The 26,370-nt window shown below is 72.4% G+C and carries 23 protein-coding genes; 8 read left to right on the top strand and 15 right to left on the bottom strand.

All coding sequences use genetic code 11. The features are described 5' to 3' along the window. Nucleotides 1–33 precede the first annotated feature (33 nt). Entirely contained in the window at nucleotides 34–1,656 is a 1,623-nt protein-coding gene (locus tag MKK82_RS14280; RefSeq protein WP_238289383.1) for an ABC-F family ATP-binding cassette domain-containing protein, read from the bottom strand. 368 nt (nucleotides 1,657–2,024) lie between these two features. On the opposite strand from MKK82_RS14280, the gene MKK82_RS14275 reads away from it, so the two are divergent. Continuing rightward, complete coding sequence (locus tag MKK82_RS14275; RefSeq protein ID WP_238289381.1) at nucleotides 2,025–2,285, top strand: hypothetical protein; 261 nt, start codon at nucleotides 2,025–2,027, stop codon at nucleotides 2,283–2,285. 128 nt (nucleotides 2,286–2,413) lie between these two features. Here the strand turns inward: MKK82_RS14275 and MKK82_RS14270 are convergent, their stop codons facing one another. Together MKK82_RS14270 and MKK82_RS14265 are read right to left on the bottom strand one after the other, a co-directional pair. Further along, entirely contained in the window at nucleotides 2,414–3,328 is a 915-nt protein-coding gene (locus tag MKK82_RS14270) for a neutral zinc metallopeptidase (RefSeq protein WP_238289379.1), read from the bottom strand. 142 nt (nucleotides 3,329–3,470) lie between these two features. Then, nucleotides 3,471–4,337, bottom strand: a complete 867-nt coding sequence (locus tag MKK82_RS14265) for a uracil-DNA glycosylase family protein (RefSeq protein ID WP_238289377.1) — start codon at nucleotides 4,335–4,337, stop codon at nucleotides 3,471–3,473. Nucleotides 4,338–4,657: 320 nt separating this feature from the next. On the opposite strand from MKK82_RS14265, the gene MKK82_RS14260 reads away from it, so the two are divergent. From MKK82_RS14260 to MKK82_RS14250, 3 genes are all read left to right on the top strand, one after another. After that, nucleotides 4,658–6,331, top strand: a complete 1,674-nt coding sequence (locus MKK82_RS14260) for an electron transfer flavoprotein-ubiquinone oxidoreductase (RefSeq protein WP_238289374.1) — start codon at nucleotides 4,658–4,660, stop codon at nucleotides 6,329–6,331. Between the two features lie 265 nt (nucleotides 6,332–6,596). Continuing rightward, nucleotides 6,597–8,465 carry a tetratricopeptide repeat protein gene (locus tag MKK82_RS14255; RefSeq protein ID WP_238289372.1) on the top strand — a complete coding sequence of 623 codons (1,869 nt, stop codon included), beginning with the start codon at nucleotides 6,597–6,599 and terminating at the stop codon, nucleotides 8,463–8,465. A gap of 359 nt (nucleotides 8,466–8,824) precedes the next feature. Continuing rightward, nucleotides 8,825–10,498 carry a formate--tetrahydrofolate ligase gene (locus MKK82_RS14250; protein WP_238289370.1) on the top strand — a complete coding sequence of 558 codons (1,674 nt, stop codon included), beginning with the start codon at nucleotides 8,825–8,827 and terminating at the stop codon, nucleotides 10,496–10,498. Between the two features lie 213 nt (nucleotides 10,499–10,711). On the opposite strand, the gene MKK82_RS14245 is transcribed toward MKK82_RS14250, so the two are convergent. After that, nucleotides 10,712–12,076: an 8-oxoguanine deaminase gene (locus MKK82_RS14245; RefSeq protein ID WP_238289368.1), complete on the bottom strand. Its 1,365-nt coding sequence runs from the start codon at nucleotides 12,074–12,076 to the stop codon at nucleotides 10,712–10,714. 243 nt (nucleotides 12,077–12,319) lie between these two features. Here MKK82_RS14245 and MKK82_RS14240 point away from each other — a divergent pair, with 243 nt between their 5' ends. Next, complete coding sequence (locus MKK82_RS14240) at nucleotides 12,320–12,844, top strand: MarR family winged helix-turn-helix transcriptional regulator (protein WP_243986085.1); 525 nt, start codon at nucleotides 12,320–12,322, stop codon at nucleotides 12,842–12,844. Then, entirely contained in the window at nucleotides 12,841–13,548 is a 708-nt protein-coding gene (locus MKK82_RS14235; RefSeq protein ID WP_238289363.1) for a response regulator, read from the top strand. The genes MKK82_RS14240 and MKK82_RS14235 overlap by 4 nt, the downstream gene beginning before the upstream one ends. 74 nt (nucleotides 13,549–13,622) lie before the next feature. On the opposite strand, the gene MKK82_RS14230 is transcribed toward MKK82_RS14235, so the two are convergent. The 11 genes from MKK82_RS14230 to rho all read right to left on the bottom strand — a co-directional run bounded on the left by MKK82_RS14230 (nucleotide 13,623) and on the right by rho (nucleotide 23,605). Continuing rightward, nucleotides 13,623–13,856, bottom strand: coding sequence for a hypothetical protein (locus MKK82_RS14230; protein WP_238289361.1), 234 nt, complete (start codon nucleotides 13,854–13,856; stop codon nucleotides 13,623–13,625). A gap of 101 nt (nucleotides 13,857–13,957) precedes the next feature. Then, a complete protein-coding gene (locus MKK82_RS14225; RefSeq protein ID WP_238289359.1) occupies nucleotides 13,958–14,782 on the bottom strand; it encodes a 2-keto-4-pentenoate hydratase in 825 nt (274 codons plus the stop codon). Nucleotides 14,783–15,314: 532 nt separating this feature from the next. After that, the gene (locus MKK82_RS14220) at nucleotides 15,315–16,193 is read right to left on the bottom strand and encodes a TIGR01459 family HAD-type hydrolase (RefSeq protein ID WP_238289358.1); all 879 of its coding nucleotides are present in this window, start codon (nucleotides 16,191–16,193) and stop codon (nucleotides 15,315–15,317) included. A 139-nt stretch (nucleotides 16,194–16,332) separates the two neighbouring features. Further along, nucleotides 16,333–17,577, bottom strand: a complete 1,245-nt coding sequence (locus MKK82_RS14215; RefSeq protein WP_238289356.1) for an alpha/beta hydrolase family esterase — start codon at nucleotides 17,575–17,577, stop codon at nucleotides 16,333–16,335. Nucleotides 17,578–17,744: 167 nt separating this feature from the next. Next, the gene (dnaQ, locus tag MKK82_RS14210; RefSeq protein WP_238289354.1) at nucleotides 17,745–18,467 is read right to left on the bottom strand and encodes a DNA polymerase III subunit epsilon; all 723 of its coding nucleotides are present in this window, start codon (nucleotides 18,465–18,467) and stop codon (nucleotides 17,745–17,747) included. A gap of 71 nt (nucleotides 18,468–18,538) precedes the next feature. Next, nucleotides 18,539–18,730 (bottom strand): hypothetical protein, encoded by a 192-nt coding sequence (locus MKK82_RS14205; RefSeq protein WP_238289352.1) that lies wholly within the window; start codon nucleotides 18,728–18,730, stop codon nucleotides 18,539–18,541. A gap of 87 nt (nucleotides 18,731–18,817) precedes the next feature. Then, the gene (gene coaE / locus MKK82_RS14200) at nucleotides 18,818–19,456 is read right to left on the bottom strand and encodes a dephospho-CoA kinase (RefSeq protein WP_238289350.1); all 639 of its coding nucleotides are present in this window, start codon (nucleotides 19,454–19,456) and stop codon (nucleotides 18,818–18,820) included. After that, complete coding sequence (locus MKK82_RS14195; RefSeq protein WP_238289348.1) at nucleotides 19,453–20,298, bottom strand: shikimate dehydrogenase; 846 nt, start codon at nucleotides 20,296–20,298, stop codon at nucleotides 19,453–19,455. Before MKK82_RS14195 ends, coaE begins: the two co-directional genes overlap by 4 nt. Continuing rightward, nucleotides 20,295–21,314 (bottom strand): cation diffusion facilitator family transporter, encoded by a 1,020-nt coding sequence (locus tag MKK82_RS14190; protein WP_238289346.1) that lies wholly within the window; start codon nucleotides 21,312–21,314, stop codon nucleotides 20,295–20,297. The genes MKK82_RS14195 and MKK82_RS14190 overlap by 4 nt, the downstream gene beginning before the upstream one ends. Before the next feature lie 12 nt (nucleotides 21,315–21,326). Next, nucleotides 21,327–21,938, bottom strand: a complete 612-nt coding sequence (locus MKK82_RS14185) for a Maf family protein (RefSeq protein ID WP_238289344.1) — start codon at nucleotides 21,936–21,938, stop codon at nucleotides 21,327–21,329. A gap of 323 nt (nucleotides 21,939–22,261) precedes the next feature. After that, nucleotides 22,262–23,605: a transcription termination factor Rho gene (gene rho / locus MKK82_RS14180; RefSeq protein ID WP_373323345.1), complete on the bottom strand. Its 1,344-nt coding sequence runs from the start codon at nucleotides 23,603–23,605 to the stop codon at nucleotides 22,262–22,264. 423 nt (nucleotides 23,606–24,028) lie between these two features. On the opposite strand from rho, the gene MKK82_RS14175 reads away from it, so the two are divergent. Together MKK82_RS14175 and hisS are read left to right on the top strand one after the other, a co-directional pair. Then, the gene (locus MKK82_RS14175; RefSeq protein WP_238289512.1) at nucleotides 24,029–24,532 is read left to right on the top strand and encodes a DUF3429 domain-containing protein; all 504 of its coding nucleotides are present in this window, start codon (nucleotides 24,029–24,031) and stop codon (nucleotides 24,530–24,532) included. 250 nt (nucleotides 24,533–24,782) lie between these two features. Continuing rightward, entirely contained in the window at nucleotides 24,783–26,330 is a 1,548-nt protein-coding gene (hisS, locus tag MKK82_RS14170) for a histidine--tRNA ligase (RefSeq protein ID WP_238289342.1), read from the top strand. The last annotated feature ends 40 nt before the right edge of the window (nucleotides 26,331–26,370 follow it).

Genomic DNA, 26,370 nt, shown 5'->3' with positions numbered 1-26,370 from the left:
GGGATCGCCCCGTCCCCGGCCCGCCCCGCCCCGTCAGCTCCGCAGGCCGGGCGCCTCCTGGCCGGTGCGGGCCACGTACTCGGTGTAGCCGCCGCCGTACTGGTGGATGCCCTCCGGGGTGACTTCGAGCACCCGGTTCGACAGGGCCGCCAGGAAGTGCCGGTCGTGGGAGACGAACAGCATCGTGCCCTCGTACTGGGCGAGCGCCGTGATGAGCATCTCCTTGGTGCCCATGTCGAGGTGGTTGGTCGGCTCGTCGAGCACCAGGAAGTTCGGCGGGTCGTAGAGCATCAGGGCCATCACCAGCCGGGCCTTCTCGCCGCCCGACAGCACCCGGCAGCGCTTCTCGACGTCGTCGCCCGAGAAGCCGAAGCAGCCGGCGAGGGCCCGCAGGGAGCCCTGGCCGGCCTGCGGGAAGGCGTCCTCCAGGGTCTGGAAGACCGTGCGGTCGCCGTCGAGCAGGTCCATGGCGTGCTGGGCGAAGTAGCCGAGCTTGACGCTGCCGCCGACCGTGACCGACCCGTCATCCGGTGCGGTGGTGCCGGTCACGAGCTTCAGCAGCGTCGACTTGCCGGCGCCGTTGATGCCCATCACGCACCAGCGCTCCCGGCGCCGCACCGAGAAGTCGAGCCCCTCGTAGATCGTGCGGCTGCCGTAGCGCTTGTTGACGCCCTTCAGCATCACGACGTCGTCCCCCGAGCGCGGCGCCGGCTGGAACTCGAAGGCCACGGATTGCCGCCGCCGGGGCGGCTCGACGCGCTCGATCTTGTCGAGCTTCTTCACCCGGCTCTGCACCTGGGCGGCGTGGGAGGCCCGGGCCTTGAACCGCTCGATGAAGGCGATCTCCTTGGCGAGCATGGCCTGCTGCCGCTCGAACTGCGCCTGCTGCTGCGCCTCGTTCAGGATCCGCTGGCCCTCGTAGAAGGCGTAGTCGCCCGAGTAGGTGGTGAGCGCGCCGCCGTCGATCTCGACCACCTTGGTGACGATGCGGTTCATGAACTCGCGGTCGTGCGAGGTCATCAGCAGGGCGCCGTCATAGGCCTTGAGGAAGGATTCGAGCCAGATCAGGCTCTCGAGGTCGAGGTGGTTGGACGGCTCGTCGAGGAGCATCACGTCCGGGCGCATCAGCAGGATGCGGGCGAGGGCGACGCGCATCTTCCAGCCGCCCGAGAGGGCGCCGACATCCCCGTCCATCATCTCCTGGCTGAAGCTCAGCCCGTCGAGCACCTCGCGGGCGCGGCCCTCCAGCGCGTAGCCGTCGAGTTCCTCGAACCGCGCCTGGACCTCGCCGTAGCGCTCGATCAGCGCGTCCATCTCGTCGGCGCGGTCCGGATCGGCGAGCGCCGCGCCGAGCTCGGCGAGTTCCGCCGCCACCGTGCTCACCGGACCGGCCCCGTCCATCACCTCGGTGACGACGCTGCGGCCGGCCATCTCGCCGACATCCTGGCTGAAATACCCGATGGTGATGCCCCGGTCGGCGGCGACCTGACCCTCGTCGGGCTGCTCCTGGCCGATGATCATCCGGAACAGCGTGGTCTTGCCGGCCCCGTTCGGGCCCACGAGCCCGACCTTCTCGCCCCGCTGCAGGGCGGCCGAGGCCTCGATGAACACGAGCTGCCGCCCGTTCTGCTTGGTGATCTTGTCGAGGCGTATCATGGCGCGGGCCGTGTCGGGGGAAACCTCCCGGGCGCTTACGGCATGGATCGAGACGGCGCAAAGACGGGCGGCGCGGCGGTGAGACCTGCGCGCCGCGCAACCGTGGCCTTCATCCGTGCGCTTTGCGGCTATTCGGCCCGATTCTGCGAGCTACGTCGTTTCCCGGCCGCACCGGCCGCCGCTCCGGCGTATGGTGGCAGGCTCGGCCGACGGCACGGGGCTCGGCCGACGGCATGGATCGTTGCCGAAGGCAGGAATCTTAGCCACCGGCAGGGATCCTGGCCGAGGGCAGGAAGCTTGGCCCATTGGCAGGGATCTTGGCCCATTGGCATGGGGCTTGGCGGTTGCCGACACCTTTGAGGAACACGATGCTTTGCGGTTGGTGGACGACGAGCCTCGACATGGCCATGCTGGGCCTGGAGGCTCAGGGCGTGATCGCCCAGCGGATGGCGATGTTCGCCTTCGGCGGTCCGGCCGCGCAGGCCGAGGCGCAGCTCATGGTGACCGAGAAGATGCTGGCCGCCGGCGAGGCCGCCCTGATGCTGGCCGCCGGCGCCTCCAACGGCAAGGTGATCCGCAGCTACCGGCGGAAGGTGCAGGCCAACGCGCAGCGGTTGAGCCGGGGGTGAGCCCGCATCTGCTCCCGCGCCCCCGCTGAGGCCTCGGGCGACGCGTGACCGGGAGCCGCCCGCCCTCCGCGGGGAGGGAGGGCGCGTGTCGGGTCAAGCCTCGGGCGATCCCGAGAACCCGTGCCGCCTCAGTTATTCGCCGTGCGGAACGTGTCGCAGGACTTGGTCTGGCCGCTCTTGTAGCCGGCGGTGAACCAGCGCTGGCGCTGGGCCGAGGAGCCGTGGGTGAAGGAATCCGGCACCACGTAGCCGCGCGAGCGCTGCTGCAGCGCGTCGTCGCCGATCTGGGCGGCGGCGTTCAGAGCCTCGTCGATGTCGCCCTGGTCGAGTTCGGCATACTTGTCGTTGGAGTTCTTGGCCCAGACGCCCGCGAGGCAATCGGCCATCAGCTCGATGCGCACCGACAGGGCGTTCGCCTCGGTCTTGCTCGACGCCTGCTGCTGGCGGGCCTGCACCTTGCCGAGGATGCCCAGCACGTCCTGGACGTGGTGGCCGACCTCGTGGGCGATCACGTACGCGTAGGCGAAGTCGCCCTTCACGCCGAACTTCGAGGCCATCTCCTTGAAGAAGCCCGTGTCCAGGTAGACCTTCTTGTCCAGCGGGCAGTAGAACGGGCCCATGGCGGCCTGGGCCGAGCCGCAGCCCGAGCGGGTGCCGCCGGTGTAGAGCACCAGCGTCGTCGGCGTGTACTGCTTGCCGGTCTGCTGCGGCAGGATCTGGCTCCACACGTCCTCGGTGTTGCCCAGGATCTTCGACGCGAACCGACCGCTGTCGTCGGTGGGGGCCTGACGGCGCTTGGCCTGGGTCTGCGGGTCGGCCGGCTGCTCCTGGCTGCTGTGGCCGCCGCCGATCCGCTCGGCGCCGCCGATCAGGATCGCCGGGTTGATGCCGGTGAAGTAGCTGACGATCAGCAGCACCACGATGGTGCCGATGCCGAGGCCGCCGGCGCCGCCGCCGGGGAAGCCCATGCCGCCCCCGCCGCCGCCGCCTTCACCGCGCCGATCCTCGACGTTGTCGGAGCTGCGTAGATCTTCCCAGCGCATGGTTGGGTCCCGCCATCGATGCTGCGCCGGCCGCCGCGGGGGGCCGGACCTTGCTGTGCGTCGTTGTGTCCGGACAGCGGCGAACCGCCGGCGGGAACGAAGCTCTAATGACGGGAGGGGAGAGCCGGTTCCGCCACCGCGGTCAAGCTTTCCCGTCCAGCAGCGACCGCAGGGCGCGGAAATCCCGCCACGCCAGGCGCTTCTGCACCGGCTGGCGCAGCAGGAAGGCCGGGTGGAGCGTCGCCAGCAGCTTCACCTCGCGGTGCGGCAGGCGGTACGGGAACAGCCGGCCGCGGGTCCGCAGGATGCCGTCCTTGCTGCCGGTGAGCGTCTGGGTCGCGGGCGCGCCGAGGCACACGATGATGTCCGGGTCGACCAGCTCGATCTGACGCTCCACGAAGGGCCGGCACACGGCCACCTCCTGGGGCGTCGGGTTGCGGTTGCCCGGGGGGCGCCAGGGCACGATGTTGCCGATATAGGCGCTCGACCGGTCGAGGCCGACCGCCTTCATCATCTTGTCGAGGAGCTGGCCCGAGCGGCCCATGAACGGCTTGCCGATCCGGTCCTCGTCGGCGCCGGGCGCCTCGCCGAGAAACATCACCCGCGCCGCGGGATTGCCGTCCGCGAAGACGAGGTTCTTGGCGGTGAAGCGCAGCGGGCAGGCGTCGAAATCGGCCAGGATCCGCTCCAGCTCGTCCAGCGTCTTCGCCTGCCGCGCCCGGGCGCGGGCGTCGCTCGCGGCCTCGTCGGGCTGGGCGCTCGCGGCGCGGCCGAAGGTGCGGGCCGGCGCCGCGGAGGGCGGGGGCGAACCGGGGGGCGGCACGAGGGTCCGGGCCGGCGCCTCGGCCTGGACGGCGGGCCGGCGCGGGGCGCGTAGGGCCGGCGCCGGCGCATCCGCCTCCCCGAACCGGTCGTGCGGCCGCTCGTCGAGCACCGCGTCGGCACCGGCCTCCACGTGGAAGTCGAGATAGGCGATCAGGTCGGCTTGCGCGTCGGAGGGGCTCGGCATGTGACTCGGTAGATGGGGTCGCGGCAGCCTGTGGACAACTCATGAAACCCGTCCGCCGGCAAGGGCTTGCGTGACGCAACAGCGCGGTGCCCGCGCCCCGGGGGCGCCGGTCCGCCCCGGCCCCCGCAGGGTGGGGCGCCCGCGCCGGAGGGGACCGGCCGGCTGCGCGGCGCCGCGGGGCCCGCCCTGCGGCACAGGGAACTTTGCCTGCGGCCGACGCTTCGGCACCTTGCCTTTCCAGCTTGGAATCGCTTGAGACGGCAGCAGGGATGCCGGCCCGGCGACGTACCGGGCGCCGGAACAAGAATAAGGAGGCCAGGATGGCGCTGCCCGAACGCGAGAGCATGGATTTCGACGTGGTCGTGGTGGGCGCCGGCCCGGCCGGCCTCGCCACCGCGATCCGCCTGAAGCAGCGCGCTGCCGAGATCGGCGAGGAGATCTCCGTCGTCGTCGTCGAGAAGGGCTCGGAGGTCGGCGCCCACATCCTGTCGGGCGCGGTGATCGACCCGAGCGGCCTCGACCAGCTGCTGCCCGAGTGGCGCCAGGATCCGGAGCGCCCGCTCAAGACGGAGGTCCAGCGCGACGAGTTCATGCTGCTCACCCGGAACAGCGGCGTCACCATGCCGAACGTGTTCTTCCCCAAGCTCATGTCGAACCACGGCAACTTCGTCGGCTCGCTGTCGAACGTGTGCAAGTACCTGGGCGCCCAGGCCGAGGCGCTCGGGGTCGAGATCTATCCGGGCTTCCCGGCCTCCGAGGTGCTGTTCGACGCCAACGGCGCCGTGGCGGGCGTCGCCACGGGCGATCTCGGCATCGGCCGCTCGGGCGAGCCGCGGGAGGACTACACCCGCGGCATGGAGCTGCGCGCCAAGTACACGGTGTTCGGCGAGGGCGCGCGGGGCAACCTCACCAAGGGCCTGATCCAGCGCTTCTCCCTCAGCCGGCACAGCGACCACTTCAAGTACGGGCTCGGCGTGAAGGAGCTGTGGCAGCTGCCGGACGCGACCTTCGAGCGGGGGCTGGTGCGCCACACCATGGGCTGGCCGCTCCCCAACAAGGCCGGCGGCGGCTCCTGGCTCTACCATTTCGACGACAACCTGCTCTCGGTCGGCTTCGTCACGCACCTGAACTACGAGAACCCGACCCTGTCGCCGTTCGAGGAGTTCCAGCGCTTCAAGACCCACCCGCTGATCGCCGACACCTTCGCGGGCGCCAAGCGCATCGGCTACGGCGCGCGCGCCATCATGGAGGGCGGCTGGCAATCGGTGCCGAAGCTCGTCTTCCCCGGCGGCTGCCTGGTCGGCTGCTCGGCGGGGTTCGTGAACGTCCCGCGGATCAAGGGTTCGCACAACGCGGTGCTGTCCGGCATGCAGGCGGCCGAGGCCATCGCGGACGCCCTGAAGGCCGGTCGCGCCGGCGACGAGCTCACCGCCTACGAGGCCGGCTGGCGCGACAGCCCGATCGGGCGGGACCTCAAGGCCGTGCGCAACGTCAAGCCGCTCTGGTCGCGTTACGGCACCCTGGTGGGCGTGGGGCTCGGCGGGATCGACATGTGGGCGACCAGCCTGCTGGGCGCCTCGCCGTTCGGCACGCTCTCGCACGGCAAGCCCGACCATGCCTGCCTGAAGCCCCTCTCCGAGGTGACGCCGATCGTCTACCCGAAGCCCGACGGCAAGCTGACCTTCGACCGGCTCTCCTCGGTCTACCTGTCGAACACCAACCACGAGGAGGACCAGCCGCCCCACCTCAAGGTCCGCGACCTGGAGTTGCAGAAGCGCTCCGAGCACGACGTCTACGGCGGGCCCTCGGGCCGCTACTGCCCGGCGGGCGTGTACGAGTGGGTGGAGGATGCCGCCGCCAGCGACGGCGTGCGCTACCAGATCAACGCGCAGAACTGCGTCCACTGCAAGACCTGCGACATCAAGGATCCGAACCAGAACATCGACTGGGTGACGCCGGAGGGCCCGGGCGGCCCGAACTACCCGAACATGTGAGGCCGGGTCCCGGCCGGAACGCCGAGGGGCGCCGAGGCGCGCCGCCCGCGGGCGCGGGGGCGTCGCGGCCGGCCCCGTGCCGCACCGGGTCGCGGCGCGCCCGCCGACGGGACGGCGGACGACCCGCTCATCCGCCCCGCGCCATCCTTTCGCCTTGCGGGGCTGGCGGGATGGGTCCAGTGTCCCCGGCGTTTTTCCGGGGATAACCCGCCATTCTCGCGCCTGGCCCCTTGGCTGGCCGGCGCCCAGGAGCCGCGATCGGTTCATGATGACATCACGCGCCCGCCGGAGCGTCTCGGCGCTCGCCCTGCTGCTCGCCGCCGGGCTCCCGCAGACCGTGCTGGCCGCGCAGCCCAAGGAATCGGCCCCGGTGCTCGACTACGAGCCCGCGGACTCGCTGGAGGGCAACTTCCTCTCGGCCTACATCGCGGGCGCCTCCCGGGACACGGCGGCGGCGGCCACCTTCTACCGCGAGGCCGTGAAGGCCGACCCGCGCAACGCCGAGCTGGTCGAGCGCGCCTTCATCTCGCTGCTCGCCGACGGCGCCCTGCCGGACGCGTTCCGCGCGGCCGAGAAGCTGATCGCCCGCGATCCCACCAACGGGCTCGCCAACCTCTCCCTCGGGGTGCGCCAGATCAAGGCCGGCCAGTGGGCCGCCGCCCGCCAGAACTTCTCCCGCAGCGGGCGCGGGGCGGCCACCGACCTGACCGCGACGCTGCTCACCGCCTGGTCGTATGCCGGCGCGGGCGACGGCAAGAAGGCGCTGGAGACGGTCAACAAGCTCCGGGGCGAGCGCTACTACAACACCTTCCGGGACTACCATGCCGGCCTGATCGCGGCGGTGACCGGCGACAACGCCGAGGCCGAGCGGCGCCTCAAGGCCGCCTACGAGGCCGACCGCAACACCCTGCGCATCGTCGACGCCTATGCCCGGATGGAGGCGAGCCTCGGCCGCACCGACCTCGCGATCCAGGCCTATTCGGACTTCGACCAGCTCTCGCCGCGCCACCCGCTGGTGCGCGACGCCCTCGACAAGCTCAAGGAGGGCAAGCCCCTCACGCGCCTGGTCACCACCGCGCAGGAGGGCGCCGCCGAGGTGCTGTACGGGCTGGGCTCGGCCGGTTCCACGCAGGGCGACGAGCTGCCCGCGGTGATCTACCTGCGGCTGGCCCTCTACCTCGCCCCCGACCATGCCCTCGCCCGGCTGACGCTGGCCGACACCCTCGACCGGATGAAGCAGACCGAGCGCGCCAACGAGGCCTACGCGCAGATCCCCGCGACCTCGCCGCTCAAGCTCAACGCCGACATCCAGGTCGGCCTGAACTTGGAGCAGATGGGCAAGGGCGACGAGGCGCTCGCGCATCTCGACGCGACCATGAAGGCCCACCCGGACGACATCGACGTGATCTCGGCGCTCGGCAACGTCCAGCGCGCCCGCAAGAAGTACGAGGAGGCCGCCGCCACCTACTCGCGGGCGATCAACCTGATCGGCGACCGGCCGCAGGCCAATTACTGGACGACCTACTACTTCCGCGGCACCGCCTACGAGCGCGCCAAGCAGTGGCCGAAGGCCGAGGCCGACCTGAAGAAGGCGCTGTCCCTCGTGCCGGCCAACCAGCCGGCCGCCAAGGCGCAGGTGATGAACTACCTGGGCTATTCCTGGGTCGACCAGAACACCAACATCGACGAGGCGTTCAAGCTGCTGCAGCAGGCCGCCGACGCGAGCCCGCGGGACGGCATGATCGTCGACAGCCTGGGCTGGGCCTATTTCCGCCTCGGCCGCTGGGACGACGCGGTGCGGGAGCTGGAGAAGGCGGTCGAGCTGAAGCCCGGCGATCCGACCATCAACGACCACCTGGGGGACGCCTACTGGCGCGCGGGCCGGCGGCTGGAGGGCAAGTTCCAGTGGCAGCATGCCAAGGACCTCAATCCCGAGCCGGACGACCTCGCGCAGATCAACGCGAAGCTGAAGGACGGTCTGCCGGACATCGAGAAGCCGACCGCCACGGCCGAGACCGTGCCGGCGCCGGTGGCCGCCCCGCACAATGCCGAGAACCCGGAGCTTCCGAAGGGCGCGCCGCAGCCCCACGAGGCGCCCGGCGCCGCCGACAAGGCCAAGAAGTCGGGGGGCTGACGGGGCCCGGCCCCGCGACGCCGGCTCCCCTCCACCCCCGTCATCCCGCGGTGCGGCGAGGCCGCCCGGGAAGGCGGGCTCGACGGGTCGCGGCACCTTCCGGCGCCCCCTTCGCGGCCTGCGCCGCGCTCCGGCGCCTCCGGATGAGGCCCGGGGATGGCGGCCATCCCCCGGCCTCCCCCGGCCGGCGGACCAGAAACTTGTTTTTGTCCGCCGCCTCATAAAAATCGACGCGCATTTCCCGCACGTTTGACGCACACTGCGCAGCCGTTCGCGGGCGGCTGCCCGCACGAGCGGACACCGTCACGGCAACAGCCGGCGGTCGGGCTCCGAGCCCGCAATCCAGGGAGGGAACGCCCATGCCGTCAGACATCGAGATCGCCCGCGCCGCGACCCTGAAGCCGATCGCACAGGTCGCCGAGACGCTGGGCATCCCGGATGACGCACTCCACAATTACGGCCGGCACATCGCCAAGATCGACCACGGCTACATCGCCGGGCTGGAGAGCCGGACGCCCGGCAAGCTCGTGCTGGTGACCGCCATCTCGCCGACGCCGGCGGGCGAGGGCAAGACCACCACCACGGTGGGCCTGGGCGACGCCCTGAACCGCATCGGCGAGAAGACCATGATCTGCCTGCGCGAGCCCTCGCTCGGGCCGTGCTTCGGCATGAAGGGCGGCGCGGCCGGCGGCGGCAAGGCGCAGGTCGTGCCGATGGAGCAGATCAACCTGCACTTCACCGGCGACTTCCACGCCATCACGTCGGCCCACAGCCTCGCGGCCGCGCTGATCGACAACCACGTCTACTGGGCCAACGAGCTCAACATCGACGTGCGCCGCATCCACTGGCGCCGCGTCGTCGACATGAACGACCGGGCGCTGCGCCAGATCACCCAGTCGCTCGGCGGCGTCGCCAACGGCTTCCCCCGGGAGGACGGCTTCGACATCACGGTCGCCTCCGAGGTGATGGCGGTGTTCTGCCTCGCGCGTGACCTCGCCGACCTGGAGGAGCGCCTCGGCCGGATCGTCATCGCCGAGACCCGCGACCGCAAGCTCGTCACCCTCAAGGACGTGAAGGCCACCGGCGCCATGACGGTGCTGCTCAAGGACGCCCTGCAGCCCAACCTCGTGCAGACGCTGGAGGGCAACCCCGCGCTGATCCATGGCGGCCCCTTCGCCAACATCGCCCATGGCTGCAACTCGGTGATCGCCACCCGGGCCGGCCTGCGGCTCGCCGACTACACGGTGACCGAGGCCGGGTTCGGCGCCGATCTGGGCGCCGAGAAGTTCCTCGACATCAAGTGCCGGCAGGCGGGGCTGGCCCCCTCGGCGGTCGTGGTGGTCGCCACGATCCGCGCCCTCAAGATGCACGGCGGCGTCGACAAGAAGAACCTCGGGGCCGAGAACATCGACGCCCTGGAGAAGGGCTTCGCCAACCTCGCCCGGCACGTGACCAACCTGCGCGGCTTCGGCCTGCCGGTGGTGGTCGGCGTCAACCACTTCCACGCCGACACCGACGCCGAGCACGCCAAGCTCAAGGAGCTGTGCCGCGCGCGGCTCGACGTCGAGGCGATCACCTGCCGCCACTGGGCCGAGGGCGGGGCCGGGGCCGAGGAACTCGCCCGGGCCGTGGTGAAGCTCGCGCAGGCCGAGCCGGCGCCGATCCGCCACGCCTACGAGACGGAGGCGCCGCTCTCGGAGAAGATCCGGTCGATCGCTACCAAGCTCTACGGCGCGGCCGACATCCAGATCGAGGCCAAGGCGGCCGGCAAGCTCGCCGCCTTCGAGAAGGACGGCTACGGCCACTTGCCGATCTGCATGGCCAAGACGCAGTACTCGTTCTCCACCAACCCGGGGCTGATGGGTGCCCCGGAGGGCCACATCGTGGGGGTGCGCGACGTGCGGCTCTCGGCCGGCGCCGGCTTCGTGGTGGCGATCTGCGGGGAGATCATGACCATGCCGGGCCTGCCCCGGGTGCCCGCCGCCGACACGATCCGCCTCGACGCCAACGGCCAGATCGACGGGCTGTTCTGAGGAGCGCCGGTTCCCGCAGCCGGACCGGCTCGCCCCTCCGGTGAGCCGGTCCAGGGATCGGGCCGGGGCACGCCGGTCGCGCCGCCGTCGATCACCTCGCCGGTCACGACCCTCGGGCCGCGGATGAGCGCCGTCGCGGCCGGCGACCCGTCCCGATAGGGCCGGACCGGGGCGGAGACCGCGGACGGGCGCGGGCCCTCCGGCGGCCGGATCCTACAGCGTCCCGAACAGCGCCACCGCCAGCCGGGAATGCGCCTCGTGGAGCATCCCGGTATCGACCCCGAGCGGCTGCCCGTCGATCACCCGCCAGCGCCCCGCCACCATCACCCGGTCGGCCCGGGTGGCGCCGCACAGGACCAGCGCGGCCAGCGGGTCGTGGGCGCCGGAGAAGCGCAGTTCCTCCAGGGTGAACAGCGCGAGATCGGCCTCCCGGCCCGGCGCGATCCGGCCGATATCGGAGCGGCCGAGGCAGGCGGCCGAGCCCTCGGTCGCCCAGCGCAGGGCATCCAGATGGGTCACGGCCTCCGCCCCGTAGGTGAGCCGGTTGATCATCAGGGCGTGACGCACCCCCTCCATCAGGTTCGAGCTGTCGTTGGAGGCCGAGCCGTCGACCCCGAGGCCCACGGGCGAGCCCGCCGCCTCCAGTTCGCAGGTGCGGCAGCGGCCCGAGGCCAGGGTCATGTTCGAGGTCGGGCAGTGGCAGACGCCGACCCCCGCCCCGCCGAGCCGGGCCACCTCGGCATCGGTGAAGTGGATGCCGTGGGCGAGCCAGACCCGGTCGTTCAGCCACCCGACCTCCTCCAGGTACTCCACGGGCCGGCAGCCGAACATCGACTGGCAATAGCCGTCCTCGTCCAGCGTCTCGCCCAGATGGGTGTGCAGGCGGGCTCCGTGGCGGGCGGCGAGGTCCGCGCTCTCGCGCATCAGGCGCTTGGTCACCGCGAAGGGCGAGCACGGCGCCAGCCCGATCTGCACCATCGCGCCGGGGGCGGGGTCGTGGAACAGGTTCAGCACCCGCTCGCTGTCGGAGAGGATCGCGTCGTCGTCCTGCGTCAGCGCCTCCGGGGGCAGGCCGCCCTCCCGGTCGGACAGGCTCATGGAGCCGCGGGTGACGAAGGCGCGGATGCCCAGGTCCCGGGCCTCCGCGACCTGGACGTCCACGGAATCCTCCAGCCCCCTGGGGAACAGGTAATGGTGGTCGCCCGCCGTGGTGCAGCCCGAGAGCAGCAGTTCGGTGAAGGCCACCCGCGTGGCCAGCCGGAACGCCTCCGGGGTGATCCGCCCCCAGACCGTGTAGAGCGCCTTCAGCCAGGGGAAGAGCGGCTTGTCGATCGCCAGCGGGTGGGCGCGGGTCAGCGTCTGGAAGGCGTGGTGGTGGGTGTTGATCAGCCCGGGGATGACCACGTGGCGGGACGCGTCGAAGATCTCGTCCACGGGCCCCGCGGGCCGTGCCCCGGCCGGTACGTGTTCGACGATCCGGGTTCCCGCGACCACGATCCCGCCGCCGGCCCCCTCGGCCAGGATGGCGAGCGGGTCGCGGATCCACAGGCGGCGCCCCGGTTCAGCTGCCTCGGCCATGGTCGATCGCTCCGTCCGTCCGCCCGGGACTGCGTAGCGGAGGGGCCGGATCGCCCGCAAGCCCGGCCGGGGGCAAGTGCCCGGACCGGTCCGGGCGCGGACGCGCGAGTCGGGCGGGCGAGGCGCCGCCAGGCCGGGCGGGTCACGCGCCCGGGTGCCTCGGGGCGCGTCAGGGTTGACGGGCCCCGCCCTGCTTGAGAAACGTCACCGAAACTGACCTATCACGTTGGGAGCGGCCGCGCCGTGACACGGACAGCCCCGCACGAGGAGTCCTTCGCGGCCAAACCCGTCCCGGTCGCCGCGCCGGCCACCCTCGGCAGCGACGACCTGATCGAGCTCCTGTTCTTCGCCTACCGCGACTTCGTGGGCGATCCGGACCGGATCCTGGCGGATTACGGCTTCGGCCGGGCGCACCACCGGGTGCTGCACTTCGTCGACCGCTATCCGGGCCTGACCATCGCCGAACTCCTCGACATCCTGCGCATCACCAAGCAGAGCCTGAACCGGGTCCTCAAGGACCTGATCGGCCAGGGCTACGTGGCGCAGAAGCCCGGCGCCAGCGACCGGCGCCAGCGCCTGCTCTACTGCACGGAGGCCGGCGCGGGGCTGGCCGCCGACCTCACCCGCGTCCAGGCCCGTCGCCTCGCGCGGGCGCTGGCCGCCCCGGACGCACGGGGCTCGCCGGAGGATTTCCTGATGGCCATGATCGAGCCGGAGGACCGCCCGGCGGTCCAACGCCTGATGGCGCGGCGCGGGAGCGGCGCGTGACGATCCCCGTCCGGGCGGAGCTGCCCGACGAGGCCCCGCACGTCCTGGTGGTCGACGACGACCGCCGGCTGCGGGAGCTGCTCGCCCGCTACCTCACCGACCAGGGCTTCCGGGTCACCACGGCGGCGAGCGCCGCGGAGGCGCGGGCGCGGGCCCAGAGCGTGGTGTTCGACGCGATGGTGCTCGACGTAATGATGCCGGGCGAGAACGGCTTCGACTACGCCCGCAGCGTGCGCGAGACCTCCCGGGTGCCGATCCTGATGCTCACGGCCCGCTCCAACACCAACGACCGGGTGATGGGCCTGGAGATCGGCGCGGACGATTACCTGCCCAAGCCCTTCGAGCCGCGGGAGCTGACCCTCCGGCTCAACAACATCATCAAGCGCGGCGTGCGCCCCCGGGCGGCGGGCGCCGAATCCGTGACCTTCGGTCCGTTCGCGTACCGGATCGACCGGGGCGAGCTGCGCCGGGACGACGAGCTGATCCGCATCACCGAGCGCGAGCGCGAGATCCTGACCGTCCTGGCGATGGCGGGCGGCGCCAATGTCGAGCGCGAGCAGCTCGCCGGCAGCGGCGGCGCGGCGGCGGAGCGCACCGTCGACGTGCAGATCAACCGCCTGCGCCGCAAGACCGAGGTCGATCCCGCGAACCCCGTCTTCCTGCAGACCGTGCGGGGCGTGGGCTACCGGCTGGCGGTGGATTGAGCCCGGGCCAGGGGCTTCCGGCCCGGGACCGGGGCTTCCGGCCGCGGGACCGGGGCGGCCGGTCCCGGGCCGCCCTACACCGCGCGCGGCTCGTCGGGCTTCAGCTTGAGGGCCTTGGCGATCCGGGTGGAGAGGCTGCCCACGATGGCCACGGTGGCGCCCGGGTCGGCGCGCGCGCGGACCGCCTCCAGCGCCTCCTCGGCCCCCGGCATCATGACCGCGTAGACCGTGGTGCCCTGGCTGCGGGATCGTCCCGCCGTGACGGAAACGAGGAAGGTCGTGTAGCGTCTCCGCAGGCGTCCGGGCATGTCTCAGCATCTGGCATGTCGGCTAACCATTACCAATGCCCGAGTTCCCGAACCGGTCCGGAAATCCGCAGGGTTCCGGCCCGGCGATCCGGGCGGGTCGTTCAGATCAGGGCGAGGTCGAGGCCGGGCAGCGGCAGGCCCGCGAGCCGCAGGCGCCACACCTGGCCGGCGGCGACCGGCAGCGCGTCGGTGAGGGTGCCGGTGGTGACGACCTCGCCGGCGGCGAGCGGCGGCGCAGCCGGATCGTTAGCCAGCACATCGACGAGGTGGGCGAGGGCGGCCAGGGGCCCGGTCCCCATGACGTTGCGGCCGCCGCCACGATCCGCCACGGCGCCGTCGCACAGGAGATCGGCCGTGAAGCTCTCAAGGCCGCCGATCCAGGCCCGCGGGTCCGCCCGGGCGACGGGCACGCGCTCGCCGACCACCAGCATCCCGTGCAGCCCGAAGGCCGCGACGGTGTCGGGGGCCGCGAAGCGCCAGCCGGGATAGAGCGACTGCACGATCTCGAAGCCGCTCGCCACCCAGTCGCAGCACGCGAGCAGGGCCGCCGCGTCCAGGCCGGGCTCCGGCGCGCGGGCGAGGCCGAACACGATCTCCGGCTCGATCCGGGGTTCCACGAAGGCGGCGAGCGCCACCGGCCCCGTCAGGGCGTCCCGGTCACGCAGGGTCGTGTCGTAGACGTGGCCCCAGATCGGGGCGCCGACGCCGTACCGCTCCCAGATCGTCGTGTTGGTGAAGCCGATCTTGCGGCCCGCCGGACGCTCGCCCCGCGCCTCCCGCAGCCGCCGGACCTCCGCGGCCACCCGGTAGGCGGCCGGCAGGTCGAGGGCCGGATCCCAGCCGGTCAGCGGCGGGATCGGGCGCCGATGCTCGTGCGCGGCCAGGATGGTCCGGGCATGGGCGGCGGTGGATACAGGCTCGGTCATAGGTCCGCTTCCGGTGATGAGATCGGCGGCTTGGCGCCCGCGCTACGCCGGCGCGGGCGGTGTCGGCGCCGGTGGATCGGCCCGGCGATCCCGACCGCCGGGCCGAAGGTCACCCTACGACGGTCACTCTACGAAGGAACGGCTGCGTCAGCGGCCCGATGCCGGATCCCCGCCGGGCCGGAACCGGCGCCGCGACGTCGGCCCTGTACCGGATGAGCGCGCAGTCGACCCGCGGATCGAAGCCCGTCTCGTGGTCGTCGCGCCGCGAGCCCTCCGCCGCAAGGATGTTCCAGGCCCGCCAGCCGAGCTGGCGGGCCCCGCATCCCGGGCTGTCCCTGTGGGCGACGGCGATCCGCCGGGCGGCGAGCGCAGGCTCTCGGCCATCGCCGTGGGGTCACGGGGCGTATGCAGGCGTCCGATCCTTGAACCGGGCGGCCCCTCGTATCGGGGCTCGCGTGGCCGACGGACCGCTCCGAGGGCCAGACCTGTTCGACCCGATGCGTGCATTCACCGGATCGTGCGGCGCCGGTGCCTACCAGACCAGCCGCTCGATCACCGCGTCCGGGTGCACCGCCTGCCGGCCGAGCCATTCCGCCACGTCGCCGAGCCGGTGATGCGCGGCGGTGACGCCGAGTTCCCCCGCGTGGATGCCCCGCGCCACCAGGAGGCTCGCGATGCCGAAGCCGCTGGCGCCCGCGATGTCGGTGCGGATCGCGTCGCCGATCGCCAGGACCCGGGTCGGGTCCACCGGGGCGCCGGTCAGGTCCGCCCCCTTGCCGAGGGCCGCCTCGTAGACCGGGCGGTGCGGTTTGCCGGCATAGACGACGGTGCCGCCGATCTCCGCGTAGGCGGCCGCGAGGAGGCCCGCGCAGGGGATCAGCCGGTCGCCGCTCTCGACCACGAGGTCGGGGTTGGCGCAGATCATCGGCAGCCCCCGGGTGGCGCAGCGCGTGAGTTCCTCGCGGTAATCCTCCTCGGTCTCGCTGCGGTCGTCGAACAGCCCGGTGCAGACCACGAGGTCGGCCTCCCCCTCGGGGACGAGGCTGAGGTCGAGGTCCTGGAAGATGCCGAGGTCGCGCTCCGGCCCGAGATGCCGGATCCGGGCGCCGGGGCGCTGGGCGATCAGGCCGCGGGTGAGGTCGCCCGAGGTCAGGATCGCGTCGTAGGCCTCCCGCGGCACGCCGAACCGGTCGAGGATGCGCCCCACGCCGTCGCCGGGCCGCGGGGCGTTCGAGACGAGGATCACCCGGCGCGGCCGGTCTCCCGACAGGCCGCGGAAGCGGATCAGCGCCGCGCCGGCGGGTTCGTGCGCCTTCTGGCCATCGTGCAGCACGCCCCAGACATCGCAGAGGATCAGGTCGTACCGGTCGGCGACGTTCGAGAGGCCGTCGAGGGTCGGGATCGCGGTCATGATGGTCCGTGGAAATCGTGGTTTCTGAAGGTCCGGGACCTTGTGGGGGTGCGGGGCGGCGCCCTGCAAGCGGGCACGGCGCGCTGAAGCCCGAGCCCGCCCCGGCGGCCCGCCGGAGGGCTTGCCCCTGGGGAACCCTTTATCGGCGCTGCGGGCCCAGCCGGTGCTCGGCGAAGAAGTCGAGCATGGCGCGGGAGGCGTCGGGCCCCTCGCGGTCCGTATAGCTGCCCTCGGGGTGGCCGCCCGACCAGGCATGGCCGGCGCCGCGCACCCGCCAATCCTCGACGACGACGCGCCCGGAGGCATCCCGGTAGCGGGTGCGGGTGAAGGGGTGGCCGCGGCCCTCGATGGTCTCGGACCGCGCGGTCAGGTCCGCGACGTTGGCCTGCGCCAGCACCTGGTCGGCGTTGCGCACGCTCACCGTACCGTCATCCTCGCCGTGGACGATGATGGTGGGCACCCGGATCGCCGCGGCCGGCGCCCCGAAGGCGGTCGCGGCGCCGAGGCCCGGCGCGCCGACCTGCATGGCCATCAGCGCCGAGCCCAGGTCGCGGGCGCAGCCGGCGGCGAGGCCCGAATGGACGCCCACGGCGGCGTAGAGGTCGGGATAGGCCCGGGCGATGTTGAGGGCGGCCGCGCCGCCGGCCGACAGGCCGGCGATGTAGACCCGTGCTGGGTCGATCGGGTGCTCCGCCACGATCGCGTGGGTGAGGCCCGCGATAATCGCCGCCTCGCCCGATCCCCGGGCCTGGTCGCGGGGCTCGTACCAGTTCCAGCAGCGCTGGGCGTGGGCCTGACGGCTCTGCGCCGGATAGGCGACATACACGCCCGCGCGCTCGGCCAGTTCGTTCATGCCGGTGCCGGCGGCGAAATCGTCCGGGTTCTGCGTGCAGCCGTGCAGCATGACGATCAGCGGCGCCCGCGCCTCCGGATGGCTCGGGATGAACAGCTTGTACTCGCGGGTGCCGGCGGTCTCGGCGTGGCTCAGAGCCACGAACTGGCTGCCGGCGGGGCGCTTCCGCTCACCGGGGGGCGCGGACGGGCGCCGGGGGCTGCCGAGGCCCTTCAGCACCGGCGCGAGGCCGCGCACCACGTGGCCGACCACCTCGCGCACCCGCGTCCCCGACTCAGCCGCGCCGCGGGAGGTCTCGGCCCGTGTTTCGGCCCCTGTATCGGCCCGGGTCTCGTCGCTGCGGGCGGGAGCCGCCGGCGGGGCCGCCCTGTGGCCGCCGAGGCTGCGCTGGATCAGGGCGGTCGCCTCCTCCAGGCGGCCGAGGCCGGTGAGGCGGGTGGCCTCGATCATGTCGGCGAGGGGCGACCCGCCGCGGGATATGCCGTCCTGGGCCTCGTTGTCCCTGTCGCGAGTCCCGAAATTCTCGGCCATGCGTGCGCGCCTCGTTGCCTCAGCATTCCTGCCGCGGGCGGGACCGGCTCGCCGGTGCCGCCGCGTGCCTCGGCGTCACCACCCGGCGGGTGGGAGCGCCGACAACCTATTGTGCATTGCAATAAACGCCGATGTGCGATGCGGCAACGCCCTCGGGCGCGGACCGGTCAGGCGGGATCGTCCGCGCCGATATACTCGGACCAGATCGCGGCGGGACCGAGGCTCGCCCGGAAGCCGTCGTGGCGGGCGCGCTCCGCCTCGGTCAGGCGGCTCCGGTAGGGTCGGGACATCGCCGGGGCCGCCTCGCGGCCGGACGACCCCGCCGCCGGGGCCGCGGTCGCCGCCGCCGTGAGGCCGAGGCTGGTCTGCTTGCCGCCGAGCAACTCGACATAGACCTCCGCCAGGATCTGCGCGTCGAGGAGCGCCCCGTGCTTGGTGCGCCGGGTGTTGTCGATGCCGTAGCGGTTGCAGAGGGCGTCGAGATTGTTGGCCGCCCCCGGGTGCTTGCGCCGGGCCATGGGCAGCGTGTCGACCACGTCCTCCAGCCGGATTGGCGGGGGGGCGTTCGCCCCGAGCCGCGCGTATTCCATGTTGAGGAAGCCGACGTCGAAGGGCGCGTTGTGGATGACGAGGCGCCCGTCGGCGAGGAAGGCCAGGAGTTCGCCCACGATGTCGGCGAAGGGCGGCTTGTCGGACAGGAACGCGTCGGACAGGCCGTGGACGTTGAACGCGCCCTCGGAGACGGCGCGCTGAGGGTTGCAGTAGCGGTGGAAGGTCCGGCCCGTCGGGATGTGGTTGAGGAGCTCCACCGCGCCGATCTCGATCAGCCGGTCGCCCCCCTTCGCCTCGGTGCCGGTGGTCTCGGTGTCGAGGACGATCTCGCGCAGCATGGGTCTCGCGGCTCGCAGATGGGGGGCGGATCCTACCCGGATAGGCCGGCGTGGTTAAGCTCCCGTGCCCCTCAGCGCGAGCTGTTGCGGTAGAGGCAGACGCGGCCCTGATCCGCGTAGCCGGCCGGGCAGGCGGCCAGGCAGGCGCCGGCGGCCAGCTTCAGGGGCGGCGGACAGGACGCGGCGTACGGGGCCTGCGCCGGTGTCGTTCCGAGCAGGGCCGTCACCGCCAGGATTCCGGCGCGCCCGGTCCGATCGACCATTCCGAACCGCCGTCCCATCGCGTCCACCCCGTGGCCGGTTCGCGCCCGCGCGACCGGCACCCGCAGATATGCGGCCGTGCGGCCGTGTCATCCGTCCGCCCGGTGCGTCGGCGCACCCCCCTCCGTCAGCCGGGCGACGATCCCCGCCACCGCGGCCTCGGCAGCGGGAAAACCCCGGCTCGTGTCGATCACGAAATCCGCCCGGGCGCGCTTCTCGGCATCGGGCATCTGCTTGGCGAGGATCGCCGCGAAGGCCGCCTCGTCCATGCCGGGGCGGGCGAGCACCCGGGCGCGCTGGACGTCCGGCGGCGCGCTCACCACCGCGACCGCGTCGCAGCGGCCCTCGCCGCCGGTCTCGTAGAGGAGCGGGATGTCGAGGACGACCAGGGGCGCGTCCGCGTGCCGGGCCAGGAACGCCGTGCTGGCCGCCCGGACCAGCGGGTGGACGAGTCTCTCGAGGACCGCCATCCGGTCGGGGGCGCCCAGCACGGCGGCGCGCAGGCGCGTCCGGTCGACGCCGCCCTCCGCGTCGCGCACGCCCGGGAAGGCCTCCCCGATCGCCGCCGCGGCCGCACCGCCCGGCCCGTAGAGGGCGTGCACGGCCGCATCCGCATCGTGGACCGGGACGCCGAGCCGCGCGAACATCGCCGCGGTGGCCGACTTGCCCATGCCGATCGAGCCGGTGAGCCCGAGCACGACGGGTCCGGAACCGGCCTTCGGCCTCATGGGGCGAGATCCGCCACGATCCGGTCGCGCAGGGCTGGGGTCACGGTCGGGCGCAGCCCGAACCAGGCCTCGAAGCCCGGCACCGCCTGGTGCAGCAGCATCCCCAGCCCGTCCGCGGCGGCGAGGCCCCGTTCCCGCGCGGCGGCCAGCAGGGCCGTCTCCAGCGGCGCGTAGACGATGTCGGCCACCGCGGCCCGGGCCGGCAGGGGCGCGAGGTCGAGGTCGAGGGGCGGCTGGCCCTTCATGCCGAGCGACGTGGTGTTGACGAGGAGCCCGGCCGCCTCCAGCGCCGACGGCAGGTCGTCCCAGGCCAGCGCCGCGCCGATGCCCGGCGCGAGCGCCGCGACCGCCTCGGCCCGGGCCGGGGTGCGGTTGGCCACCAGGATGCGCGGCACGCCGCGCTCGGCGAGGCCGGCCACGATGGCGCGCGCCGCCCCGCCGGCCCCCAGGACCACGGCCGTGCCCCGCGCCGGCCAGTCCGCCCCCAGGGCCTGGTCGAGATGGGCGCAGAAGCCCGGCGCGTCGGTGTTGTCGCCGCGGATCCGGCCGTCCGGCTCGACCACCAGGGTGTTCACGGCCCCGATCCTCTCGGCCCGCGCCGTCAGGGTGTCGGCGAGCGCGAAGGCCGCTTCCTTGTGGGGGAGGGTGACGTTGCCGCCCCGGTAGCCGGAGGCCGGCAGGCCGCGGACGAAGTCCGGAAACGCCTCGGGCGCCACGTCCAGGCGCTCGTAGGAGCCGGGAATCCCGTGCGCGGCGAGCCAGTGGCCGTGGATCAGCGGCGAGCGCGAATGGGCGATCGGGTGGCCGACCACGAAGGCGCGGGGCGGCGCGGCGGCGCTCATGCCGCGCACGCCGTCGCGAGGCGGCAGGCCGGGCCGCCGGCCTCCTCGATCTGCACCGTGGCGTGGCCGATGCCGAAGCGCGCGCGCAGGCCGTCCGCCGTCTCGTTCAGGAAGCCGTTGCCGGGCGTCCGGTGCGCCTGATGGCCCTCTTCCATCACGAGGTGGACGGTGAGGGCGATGCTGGTGGTGCTCATCGGCCAGATATGCAGGTCGTGGAGGTCGGCGACGCCGGGCCGGTCGCGCAGGAAGCCGGTGACCGCCTCCGGGGAGATCTCCGGCGGCACCGCATCGAGGGACATCGCCACGCTGTCGCGCAGGAGTCCCCAGGTCGCCCAGACGACGAGGGCGGCGATGACGAGGCTGACCGCGGGGTCGAGCCAGGCGAGGCCGGTCAGCTGGATCACGAGGCCCGCCACCACGACCCCGGCCGAGACCGCGGCGTCGGCCATCATGTGCAGGAAGGCGCCGCGGACGTTGATGTCGCCCTTGGCGCCGCTGGCGAAGAGCCACGCGGTCAGGCCGTTGACCAGGATCCCGATGGCGGCCACCACCATCACGGTCGTGCCCGCCACGGGCTCGGGATGGACCAGCCGGACCAGGGCCTCCCAGATCACCGCACCCATGGCGATCAGCAGGAACACCGCGTTGAACAGGGCGGCCAGGATCGAGGAGCCCCGGTAGCCGTAGGTGAAGCGCGCGGTGGCGCGCCGCCGGACCAGGATCGCGGCGATCCAGGCGGCGGCGAGGCCCAGTACGTCCGAGAGGTTATGGCCGGCATCGGCCACGAGCGACATGGAATTGCTGAGATAGCCGTAGACGGCCTCCACCACCACGAAGGCGGTGTTCAGCCCGATGCCGATGGCGAAGGCCGCGCCGAAATCCTTCGGCGCGTGCGCGTGGCCGCCGTGGGCGTGTCCCCCGTGCCCCCCATGCCCGCCGTGTCCCCCGTGGGAATGGCTCCCGGGCCCGGGGCTGCCCCGAGCAGGGCCGCCATGCGCGTGGTCGTGTCCCGCCAAGGCGGTGCTCCCTCAGAAATCCAGACGCCCGGCGGCGCGGAGCCGCGCGAGGAGCGGCAGCAGCGGCAGGCCCAGGACGGTGCTGTGGTCGCCCGCGACCGATTCGAACAGGTGGATCCCCGGCCCTTCGAGCTGATAGCCGCCGACGCTCGACCGCACCCGGTCCGCGCCGGCGCAGTCCACATAGGCCGCGATGGCCCGGTCATCGAGGGGGCGCAGGGTCAGCCGCGCGGTCTCCACGAAGGCGTCCGTGACCGGACCGGCCAGCGCCACAGCGGCGTGCAGGGTGTGGGTCCGGCCGGCGAGCCGGGCGAGCTGCGCCCGGGCCGAGGCGGCGTCTTCCGGCTTGTGGAACACGGTGCCGTCGAGAGCGAGCACTTGGTCGGCGCCGACCACCAGCCGCCCGGGGAACCGGGCCGCCACCGCGCGGGCCTTGGCGCGGGCCAGGGTCAGGGCGAGGTCGGCCGGGGACAGGCCGGCGCACTGCGCCTCCAGGGCGCGCTCGTCCACGTCGGGGGCGGCGGTCTCGACCGGCAGGGCGGCGCTCTCCAGAAGAAGGCGCCGGGTCGGGCTGGTGGAGGCGAGGAGGAGCGGGTCCGGGCCGATCCAGGGCGAGCGGGGCATCGCGCCAGTGTCACGGATCCGGCGTCGGGCGCAAGTCGGCGGCCGCCCCGGACGCGGGGGCTGCGACGAGCCCCACCGCCGGGTTCGACCGGCCGGCGGGGCTGTCGCGGGGCCGATACGCAACCTGGCGCCCGGTGATGATCCTGGCAGGGACCGGTTAGAGGACGGTCAACGGCCGCGCCGGGCGGCGGGGCGCAACTGTGCCGCGGCGGGACACGGGCAGAGGCACCGGCCGGCCCGGCGATCCCCGGAGCTCTCCCGCGAGGTCCGCCGACGTGCGGACCCCGGATGCGGCGGGCGGCCGGGATACCCGTGGCGTCGCCTCAGGTGTTCATCGAGTCGAAGAAGTCGCCGTTGCTCTTGGTCTGGCGCAGCTTGTCGAGGAGGAACTCGATCGCGTCGGTGACGCCCATCGGGTTGAGGATGCGGCGCAGCACGTAGGTCTTCTTGAGGGCGTCCGGCGGGACCAGCAGCTCCTCCTTGCGGGTGCCCGAGCGGGTGATGTCGATCGCTGGGAAGATGCGCTTGTCGGAGACCTTGCGGTCCAGGATGATCTCGGAGTTGCCGGTGCCCTTGAACTCCTCGAAGATCACCTCGTCCATGCGCGAGCCGGTGTCGATGAGCGCGGTGGCGATGATCGAGAGCGAGCCGCCCTCCTCGATGTTGCGGGCGGCGCCGAAGAAGCGCTTGGGCCGCTGCAGGGCGTTGGCGTCGACGCCGCCGGTGAGCACCTTGCCGGAGGACGGCACCACGGTGTTGTAGGCGCGGCCCAGCCGTGTGATCGAGTCGAGCAGGATGACGACGTCGCGCCCGTGCTCCACGAGGCGCTTGGCCTTCTCGATGACCATCTCGGCGACCTGCACGTGGCGGGTGGCCGGCTCGTCGAAGGTCGAGGCGATGACCTCGCCCTTCACCGAGCGCTGCATGTCGGTGACCTCCTCGGGCCGCTCGTCGATGAGCAGCACGATCAGGTAGCACTCGGGATGGTTCAGGGTGATCGACTGGGCGATGTTCTGCATCAGCACGGTCTTGCCCGTGCGCGGCGGCGCCACGATCAGGGCGCGCTGGCCCTTGCCGATCGGCGAGACGATGTCGATGATCCGGGGCGAGAAATCCTTCTTGGTCGGATTCTCGAGCTCGAGCTTGAACCGCTTCGTGGGGAAGAGCGGCGTCAGGTTGTCGAAATGGACCTTGTGCTTGATCTTCTCCGGATTCTCGAAGTTGATCGTGTTGACCTTCAGAAGCGCGAAGTAGCGCTCGCCGTCCTTGGGGCCGCGGATCGGACCCTCGACCGTGTCGCCGGTGCGCAGGCCGAAGCGGCGGATCTGAGTCGGCGAGATGTAGATGTCGTCCGGACCGGGCAGGTAGTTCGAGTCGGAGGAGCGCAGGAAGCCGAAGCCGTCCTGCAGCACCTCGACGGTGCCCGAACCGATGATCTCGACCTCCTTGGCAGCGAGCTGCTTCAGGATGGCGAACATCAGCTCCTGCTTGCGCATGGTCGAGGCGTTCTCGACCTCGACCTCCTCGGCGAAGGCCGTGAGGTCGGTGGGCGTCTTGGACTTGAGGTCCTGGAGCTTGACCTCGCGGACGCCCACGAGGGCGGCGGGCATTTCAGCCGGCTCCGCGGTCTCGATGTCGTCGGCGAGGGCGTCGGGGTTTTGCGTCATGGAGTGTCTTGCAACCGACGGAGAAGGTGGGAGGGCCGGTTCTGTGCCATGCGCCCGGGGGACGGGCGCCGAAGGACGGGCCGCGCTGCGGCGAGGGGCCCGAGGATCAGGTTGGCGAAACCGTTTTGGCAGGACCCTCGTGGCTCACGGGCGCGCTGTGGCGCAGACCTTGTGATGAGGGCGGGACAGAAATAACGCGTTTCCTCACCGTACTCAAGGGGGCTTGCGGCGGCGCAAGCGTTCGGCAAGTTCAAGGCGTCAGGATCGGCGGGCCCGGGACTTCCCGGCGGGTCGGCCGGGGCGACGCCCGCGGCGCCGCCGGCCCCGGTTCGGAACCGTGCCGGCGCGGGGCCGTTCACCGTGCCGGCGCCGCAGCGCAACAGAAATCCGCCCGAACATCCCACGAGAGCCTGCCTGAACGCCATGCGCGACGACGCCACCGGACGCACCCTCACCGCGCACGAGCCGCGCCGGATCCCCTGGCTCGACGTCGTCTTCGGCTTCGGGCCCATGGTCCCGATCGCGGTCGGCGCCGCGGGGGCGTGGTGGCTGAACGGGCAGCCCCTCGACTACTTGGTGGCGCTGTTCACCCTGCTGTACGCCGCCTCGATCCTGCTGTTCCTGGCGGGCGTGCACCGGGGCGTTAGCTTCCGGACCGAGGGCGGCCCGCAGGTCTCGCAGATCGTGACCATGCTGATCCTGTACGTCCTCGGGCTCGCCAGCCTGTTCGCGGCGGTGATGGGTAAGGCGGTGCCGGCGCTCGCCATGCTGATCCTCGGCTACGCCCTCATCGGCATCCTCGACCCGATCGCCGCGCGGGCCGGCGAGGTGCCGCTCGCCCATGCGCGCCTGCGCCCCCTGCAGATGCCGATCGCCGTCGTGAGCCTCGCGGCCCTGCTCTGGCTCAAGCTGACGGCGCCGTACTGACGGATCCCGCCCGCGGGCCGTCGGTCCGGACCCCCGGCGGCGCTCCGGAACGACACGGTCGAGCGGAGCCGGACCCGATCGGGGAGGCGGCCTCGCACCGGGCCAGCCTCGCATCGGGCAGCCGGAAACCGAATTCCCCTTTCGCGCGGCATGCTCTAGAGCCCGGCCCCAGGATCTCCGCCCGCCGGAGACGATTCAAGATCCGATGCCGGACCCGGAATCCGGGTCCGCGAGAAGCGAACGCGCACCCATGTCCAAGGCCGATACCCCCCGGGCCGAGAAGGCCGAGACCCTGAAGCCCCGCCTGCCGCGCGGCTTCGTCGACCGGCGCGCCGGCGAGATCGCCGCGCAGGCACGGATGCTGGAGACGATTCGCAGGAGCTTCGAACTCTACGGTTTCGAGGCCCTGGAGACGCCCTTCGTCGAGTACACCGAAGCTTTGGGCAAGTTCCTGCCCGACCTCGACCGTCCGAATGCGGGCGTGTTCTCGTTCCAGGACGACGACGAGGCGTGGCTGAGCCTGCGCTACGACCTCACGGCGCCGCTGGCCCGGTTCGTGGCCGAGAACTACGACGCGCTGCCGAAGCCCTATCGCAGCTACCGGGCCGGCTACGTCTTCCGCAACGAGAAGCCGGGGCCGGGCCGGTTCCGCCAGTTCATGCAGTTCGACGCCGACATCGTCGGCGCCGGATCGGTGGCGGCCGACGCCGAGACCTGCATGCTGATGGCCGACACGCTGAACCGCCTCGGGCTCGGCGGGCAGTACGTCGTCAAGGTCAACAACCGCAAGGTGCTCGACGGCGTCATGGAGGCGATCGGGCTCGCCGGCGCCGACAAGGCCGGCCAGCGCCTGACGGTCCTGCGCGCCATCGACAAGCTCGACCGGCTGGGCGTCGACGGGGTGCGCGACTTGCTCGGCGCCGGCCGCAAGGACGAGAGCGGCGACTTCACCCGGGGCGCGGGCCTCGACGCGGCGGCGATCGGCCGGATCCTCGCCTACGTGTCGTTCCAGGCCGATGCCGGGGACGGCGCCGACAAGATGGCGTTCTGGGAGAAGTTCTTCGCGGGCTGGCACGACGCGGTCGGCGCGTCCGAGACCGGCCGCGAGGGCATCGCCGAATTGCACGCGATCATGCGGCTCTGCGCCGCCGCCGGCTACGGCCACGACGTGATCCGGGCCGATCCGAGCGTGGTGCGCGGGCTCGAGTACTATACCGGCCCGGTCTACGAGGCCGAGCTGACGTTTCCCGTCACCAACGAGGACGGCCAGACCGTGCGCTTCGGCTCGGTGGCCGGCGGTGGCCGCTACGACGGCCTCGTCGGGCGGTTCCGGGCCGAGCCGGTGCCGGCCACCGGCTTCTCGATCGGCGTCTCGCGGCTGTTCTCGGCGCTGCAGCTCGTCGGCAGCCCGCTGCTCGCCGGTGCCGAGACGCCCGGGCCCGTCGTGGTGCTGGTCCTCGACCGGGAGAACATGACCGATTACCAGCGGCTGGTGGCGCTGCTGCGGGCCGACGGCATCCGGGCCGAGCTCTATCTCGGCGCCGCCGGCATGAAGGCGCAGATGAAGTATGCCGACCGCCGCCGCGCCCCGGTGGCGGTGATCCAGGGCTCGAACGAGCGGCTGGCCGGCGAGGTCCAGATCAAGGACCTGATCGAGGGTGCCCGGGCAGCCGAGTCCATCGCCAGCAACGCCGAGTGGAAGGCCGCGCGGCCGGCGCAGATCTCCTGTCCCGAGGCCGATCTGGTGGCGCAGGTCCGCGCCGTGCTGGCCCGGCATTTCACATCCACGGCCGGTTGAAACGCCGCGGCCTCGACGGCGTTGATCCCGGTCGATGCCG

The organism is Methylobacterium sp. E-046, assembly GCF_022829625.1.
Lineage (GTDB): Bacteria > Pseudomonadota > Alphaproteobacteria > Rhizobiales > Beijerinckiaceae > Methylobacterium > Methylobacterium longum.
Note: the sequence above shows the minus strand (reverse complement) of the source record. Positions and strands in the feature narration are given on the sequence as shown.